This is a genomic window from Halomonas saccharevitans (genome assembly GCF_032333995.1).
Taxonomy (GTDB): Bacteria; Pseudomonadota; Gammaproteobacteria; order Pseudomonadales; family Halomonadaceae; genus Halomonas; species Halomonas saccharevitans.
In genome coordinates this window covers 472224-478751 of the sequence record NZ_JAVXUR010000001.1, presented here as the reverse complement: position 1 = coordinate 478751, position 6528 = coordinate 472224, and the positions used below count along the sequence as shown (strand labels likewise).

At 63.7% G+C, this 6528-nt stretch carries 4 protein-coding genes and 2 tRNA genes; all 6 read left to right on the top strand.

The features are described from left to right. The first annotated feature begins 1 nt into the window (after nucleotide 1). The 6 genes from RSO68_RS02225 to lon all read left to right on the top strand — a co-directional run bounded on the left by RSO68_RS02225 (nucleotide 2) and on the right by lon (nucleotide 6527). A tRNA-His gene (locus RSO68_RS02225) sits at nucleotides 2-76 on the top strand. A 24-nt stretch (nucleotides 77-100) separates the two neighbouring features. Next, nucleotides 101-175, top strand: a tRNA-His gene (locus RSO68_RS02220). Nucleotides 176-464: 289 nt separating this feature from the next. Then, on the top strand, nucleotides 465-1820 hold the full coding sequence (tig, locus tag RSO68_RS02215) for a trigger factor (RefSeq protein WP_089850129.1): 1356 nt from the start codon (nucleotides 465-467) through the stop codon (nucleotides 1818-1820). A gap of 89 nt (nucleotides 1821-1909) precedes the next feature. Beyond that, nucleotides 1910-2530 (top strand): ATP-dependent Clp endopeptidase proteolytic subunit ClpP, encoded by a 621-nt coding sequence (gene clpP / locus RSO68_RS02210; RefSeq protein WP_089850127.1) that lies wholly within the window; start codon nucleotides 1910-1912, stop codon nucleotides 2528-2530. A 126-nt stretch (nucleotides 2531-2656) separates the two neighbouring features. Then, complete coding sequence (gene clpX / locus RSO68_RS02205) at nucleotides 2657-3937, top strand: ATP-dependent Clp protease ATP-binding subunit ClpX (RefSeq protein ID WP_089850125.1); 1281 nt, start codon at nucleotides 2657-2659, stop codon at nucleotides 3935-3937. A 181-nt stretch (nucleotides 3938-4118) separates the two neighbouring features. Further along, entirely contained in the window at nucleotides 4119-6527 is a 2409-nt protein-coding gene (gene lon, locus RSO68_RS02200) for an endopeptidase La (protein WP_315585271.1), read from the top strand. Nucleotide 6528 lies beyond the last annotated feature (1 nt).

The window sequence follows — 6528 nt, the reverse complement described above, 5'->3', positions numbered from 1 at the left end:
GGTGGATGTAGCTCAGTGGTAGAGCCCCGGATTGTGGCTCCGGTGGTCGTGGGTTCGATCCCCATCATCCACCCCATTTCGACATGACCTCCAGGCAGTGGTGGATGTAGCTCAGTGGTAGAGCCCCGGATTGTGGCTCCGGTGGTCGTGGGTTCGATCCCCATCATCCACCCCATTGCCTCCCTCAGCGTGACCCATCCTTTCGCAGTGCTTCCTTCTTTTCGTCCGTTATGGCCCGTGCCATGCGGCAGATCGTGATGCCGTGTCGTGATGTTTTCCGATGCGCATTTCGTCGATCCCGCGCGTACCTGGTCGGTAGAAAATCTCGGCGACGGCCCTTGTAATGCGTCGTCGGGCCCCCATCTGATCAGGCACGGCGCTTGCCAGTAACGGGCGGGATTCTTAGAATCAGCCCTTTGAACTTTTCACGCTTTCAGAACGCCCCAGTCGGTAGAGGACATTTCATGCAAGTTTCCGTCGATACGACCTCCCAGATTGAACGCCGCATCACGGTTCAGGTGCCGGCCGCCGAGGTCGACGAGGCCGTTGCCTCCCGTCTCAAGGATGCCGCCAAGAACGTGCGCCTGGATGGGTTCCGCAAGGGCAAGGTACCGATGTCGGTGATCCGTCAGCGTTACGGCCACGACGTCCGCAACGAAGTGGTGGGTGAGGTGATGCGTGAGCGCTACGTGCGCGCCATCTCCGAGCACGAGCTCAACCCGGCGGGCTACCCGCAGATCGAAGCCACCACCAACGAGACCGGTAAGGATCTGGAGTTCACCGCCACCCTCGAGATTTATCCCGAGGTCGAGCTCGCGTCCATCGAGGGCACCGAGGTCGAGCGTCCGGTGGTCGAAGTGACCGAAGCCGACGTCGACGAGATGATCGATACCCTGCGCAAGCAGAATGCCGGCTGGGAAGAGGTCGAGCGTGCCGCCGAAGACGGCGATCAGGTGAAGATCGACTTCCAGGGCTTCCTGGGCGACGAGCCCTTCGAGGGCGGCAGTGCCGAGGGCCATGAGCTGGTGATCGGTTCCGGCAGCTTCATTCCCGGTTTCGAGGAGCAGCTCATCGGTGCCAAGGCCGGTGAGGAGAAGGAGCTCAAGGTCACCTTCCCCGAGGACTACCAGGCCGAGCAGTTGGCCGGCCAGGAAGCGACCTTCAAGGTCAAGGTCCACGCGGTGAAGGGTCAGGCCCTGCCCGAGGTCGATGCCGAGTTCGTCGCCAATTTCGGCGTCGAGGACGGCGATCTCGACAAGTTCCGCAGCGAGGTCAAGCAGAACATGACCCGCGAGGCCGGCCAGGCCGTCGACACCCGCGTCAAGCAGCAGGTGCTCGAGGCGCTGAAGAAGGCCAACGACATCCCGGTGCCCCAGTCACTGGTGCAGCAGGAGACCGACGGCCTCAAGCGCCAGGCGGCCCAGCAGTTCGGTCTCGGTGAGGACTTCGACGTCTCCCAGCTGCCCGACGAGCTGTTCAGCGAGCAGGCCAAGAGCCGCGTCCAGGTCGGCCTGCTGCTGGCCGAGGTGATCAAGAGCCACGAGCTCGAGGCCACCGACGACGAAATCAAGGCCAAGGTCGAGGAGCTGGCTCAGCAGTACCAGGACCCCGAGCAGGTCGTCGCTCACTACATGGGCAATGACCAGCTGAAGACCCAGGTCCAGTCCGCCATCCTCGAGGAGAAGGCGGTCGACGCGCTGCTCGCGCAGGCCACCGTCAAGGACGTGGAAATGGGTTATCAGGAGGCTCTCGCCGCGGCCCAGCAGCAGGGCGAAGCGGCCGAGGAAGACGAAGAGGCCGAGGGCGAAGCCAAGGCTTGATCCTCGCTTCGGGAGCGCCTGGCCGGCCGTACGGCCGGCCAGGCGCTCCATCCTCCGCTTCCATTCATCGGATCCAAGGACATCATCAGATGAGCAACCCGTTCGAACCCCAATCCGCCGGCGGCCTGGTGCCCATGGTGGTCGAGCAGAGCGCGCGCGGCGAGCGGGCCTACGACATCTACTCCCGCCTGCTCAAGGAACGCGTGATCTTCCTGATCGGGCCGGTGGAAGATTACATGGCCAACCTGCTGGTGGCGCAGATGCTGTTCCTTGAGTCCGAGAATCCGGACAAGGACATCCACCTGTACATTAACTCGCCGGGCGGTGGCGTCACCGCGGGCATGTCGATCTACGACACCATGCAGTTCATCAAGCCCGACGTCTCTACCGTGTGCATCGGTCAGGCGGCGAGCATGGGCGCGCTGCTGCTGGCCGGCGGTGCCGCGGGCAAGCGCTACTGCCTGCCCAACTCGCGGATGATGATCCACCAGCCGCTGGGCGGCTATCAGGGTCAGGCCTCGGACATCGAGATCCACACCCGCGAGATCCTCGGCATCCGCGACAATCTCAATCAGATCCTTGCCCACCACACCGGCCAGGATATCGAGACCATCGCCAAGGATACCGATCGCGACAACTTCATGAATGGCCCGCAGGCCGCTGAATACGGCCTGATCGATGCGGTGCTGGAACAGCGCCCGACATCCTGATAGCGTGAAATTCTCCCGAGTGCCTTTCATGCACTAAGACGTTTCCCGGTGGCCGCGGCCACCGTGGTGAACCCGACGCCCCGTGAGCCATACTGTACGGGGCGTCATCAAGAAAGAGGTACGCGAATGGCCGACGGCAAAGGCAAGGACGAAGGCGGCAAACTGCTCTACTGCTCGTTCTGCGGCAAGAACCAGAACGAGGTGCGCAAGCTGATTGCCGGCCCGTCCGTCTATATCTGCGATGAGTGTGTCGACCTCTGCAACGACATCATTCGCGAGGAGGTGCTCGATGCCGATGCCGAGACCGACGAGGAGCGCCTGCCCGCTCCCCGCGAGATTCGTCACACCCTCGATGACTATGTGATCGGCCAGGACCGCGCCAAGATGGTGCTGTCGGTGGCGGTCTACAACCACTACAAGCGCCTGCGCTTCGGCAGCAAGGAAGACGGTGTCGAGCTCGGCAAGTCGAACATCCTGCTGATCGGTCCCACCGGCAGCGGCAAGACCCTGCTGGCCGAGACCCTGGCACGCCTGCTTAACGTGCCCTTCACCATCGCCGATGCCACGACCCTTACCGAGGCGGGCTACGTCGGCGAGGATGTCGAGAACATCATCCAGAAGCTGCTGCAGAAGTGCGACTACGACGTGGACAAGGCCCAGCGCGGCATCGTCTACATCGACGAGATCGACAAGATTTCGCGCAAGTCGGACAACCCGTCCATCACCCGTGACGTCTCGGGCGAGGGCGTGCAGCAGGCGCTGCTCAAGCTGATCGAGGGCACCACCGCCTCGGTGCCGCCCCAGGGTGGTCGCAAGCATCCCCAGCAGGAGTTCCTGCAGGTGGATACCGGCAACATCCTGTTTATCGTCGGCGGCGCCTTCGCCGGTCTCGACAAGGTGATCCGCGATCGCGCCGAGGTGGGCGGCATCGGCTTCAATGCCGAGGTCAAGAGCAAGGACGAGTCCAAGGGTATCGGTGACCTGCTGCTCGACGTTGAGCCCGAGGATCTGGTCAAGTTCGGCCTGATTCCCGAGTTCGTTGGTCGTCTGCCGGTGATCGCGACCCTCACCGAGCTCACCGAGGATGCCCTCATTCAGATCCTCACCGAGCCGAAGAACTCGCTGATCAAGCAGTACGCTCGTCTTTTCGAGATGGAAGACGTGGAACTCGATTTCCGCGACGACGCCCTGCGCGCGGTGGCCGGCAAGGCCATGGCTCGCAAGACCGGTGCTCGCGGGCTGCGCTCGATCCTCGAATCGGTGCTGCTCGACACCATGTACGAGATTCCGTCTCTCGAGGGCGTCTCCAAGGTGGTGATTGATGCCTCGGTCATCGCCGGCGAGAGCGAACCGCTGCTGATCTATTCCCAGCAGGAAGCGGCGCGGGTCGACGGCACCGACGGCTGACGCTTGTCGGGCGTTCGTCGCCCTGTTGCGGGAGCGGCTTCATCCCCGGGGTGCCCATCGGGTACCCCAGGGGAGGGCCGCTCCCCTTCTTGTGTGTGGCCGCCCGCCATTGCCTTGCAATGCCGCCGCTTCGCCCCCATTCCCTGGGTATCCATCCGATTTCGTGTGAGGAACGTCTGCGATGCAGCAGAACGCCGAACAGACCCTGAGTCTGCCCCTTTTGCCGCTGCGGGACGTGGTCGTCTACCCGCAGATGGTCATTCCGCTGTTCGTCGGCCGCGAGAAGTCGATCCAGGCGCTCGAGGCCGCCATGGAGGCCGACAAGCGCGTCCTGCTGGTGGCCCAGCGGGAAGCCAGCAAGGACGATCCCGATAGCGAGGACATGTTCGCCATCGGCACCGTTGCCGAGATCATGCAGCTGCTCAAGCTTCCCGATGGCACCGTCAAGGTGCTCATCGAGGGCGAGTCGCGGGCCGACATCCGCGAGATCGTCGCCGTCGACGGTGGCTACAGCCGCGCCGAGGTGAGCCTGCGCGAGAGCGAGCCGCTCTCCGAGCGTGAGCAGGAGTCGCTGGTGCGCGTGCTGCTCAACCAGTTCGAGCAGTACGTGAAGATGTCGAAGAAGGTGCCCAACGAGGTGCTCAACTCGCTCTCTGGCATCGAGGACCCCAGCCGCCTGGTGGATACCATCTGCGCCCACCTGTCGTTGAAGATCGACGACAAGCAGCAGCTGCTGGAGATGGATCGGGTGCGCGACCGCATCGAGCACCTGATGGCGCTGATCGAGTCCGAGATCGACCTGCTGCAGGTGGAGAAGCGCATCCGCTCGCGGGTCAAGGACCAGATGGAGAAGTCTCAGCGCGAGTACTATCTCAACGAGCAGATGAAGGCCATCCAGAAGGAGATGGGCGAGCTCGAGAACGTGCCCAACGAGGCCGAGAAGTACGAGCAGGCTATCGAGGAATCCGGCATGCCCAAGGAGGCCCGTGAGAAGGCCCTCCAGGAGCTGGGCAAGCTCAAGATGATGTCGCCGAACTCCGCCGAGGCCACGGTGGTGCGCTCCTACCTCGACTGGCTCGTCGCGGTGCCCTGGAAGAAGCGCACCCGCATCAAGCACGACCTGGTGCATGCCCAGAAGGTGCTCGACGAGGATCACTACGGCCTCGAGGAGGTCAAGGCGCGCATCCTGGAGTACCTGGCGGTGCACAAGCGGGTCAAGAAGCTTAAGGGACCCGTGCTCTGCCTGGTGGGGCCGCCCGGGGTGGGCAAGACCTCCCTCGGCCAGTCCATCGCCCGGGCCACCAACCGCAAGTACGTGCGCCTGGCCCTCGGCGGGGTGCGCGACGAGTCCGAGATCCGCGGCCATCGACGTACCTACATCGGCTCGCTGCCCGGCAAGATGGTGCAGCGCATGGCCAAGGCCGGGGTCAAGAACCCGCTGTTCCTGCTCGACGAGGTCGACAAGATCGGCATGGATCACCGCGGGGATCCCTCCTCGGCGCTGCTCGAGGTGCTCGACCCGGAACAGAACGATACCTTCAGCGACCACTATCTGGAGCTGGACTACGATCTCTCCGAGACGCTGTTCATCTGCACCGCCAACTCGATGAACATTCCCGGGCCGCTGCTTGACCGCATGGAAGTGATCCGCCTGCCGGGCTACACCGAGGACGAGAAGCTGGCCATCGCCAAGCGCTACCTGGTGCCCAAGCAGCTCAAGGCCAACGGCTTCAAGGATGACGAGCTGTCTCTCTCCGACGAGGCGCTGCTCGAGCTGATCCGCTATTACAGCCGCGAGGCCGGGGTGCGTGAACTCGAGCGCCAGATCGCCAAGGTGTGTCGCAAGGTGCTGCGCGAGCGCATCGAGAAGGAGAGCAAGGAGGGCGCCCAGGCCCCGCAGCGGCTCTGCGCCGACGACGTCGAGCCCTATGCAGGGGTGCGCCGTTACAGCTACGGCCTGGCCGATCAGCAGGATCAGGTGGGCCGCGTGACCGGCCTGGCCTGGACCTCGGTAGGTGGCGAGCTGCTCAGCATCGAGTCGGTGATCACCCCGGGCAAAGGCCGTCTGGACAAGACCGGCTCGCTCGGCGACGTCATGAAGGAGTCGGTAAGTGCCGCCCAGACCGTGGTGCGGGCTCGCGCCCTGGCGCTCGGCATCGACCCCGAGCGCTTCGAGAAGGAGGACCTGCACATCCACGTGCCCGAGGGCGCCACGCCCAAGGACGGTCCCAGCGCCGGTGTCGCCATGGTCACTGCGATGGTCTCGGCCTATACCGGTCGCCCGGTGCGCTGCGACGTGGCCATGACCGGCGAGGTCAACCTGCGTGGCGAGGTGATGCCGATCGGCGGGCTCAAGGAGAAATTGCTGGCCGCCAGGCGCGGTGGTATAAAGACCGTGCTAATTCCGGAGGAAAACCGCCGTGACCTCAAGGAGGTTCCGGATAATATCAAGGAAGCACTCGATATTCGGCCGGTTAGCTGGATTGACGACGTTCTGGAGGTGGCCCTGGCGGAGAAGCCTGAGCCGAAAAAGGAGGGTTCCAGCGCGGAAGACTCCTCCTCCAAATCATCGATGATCAGTACGCACTAAC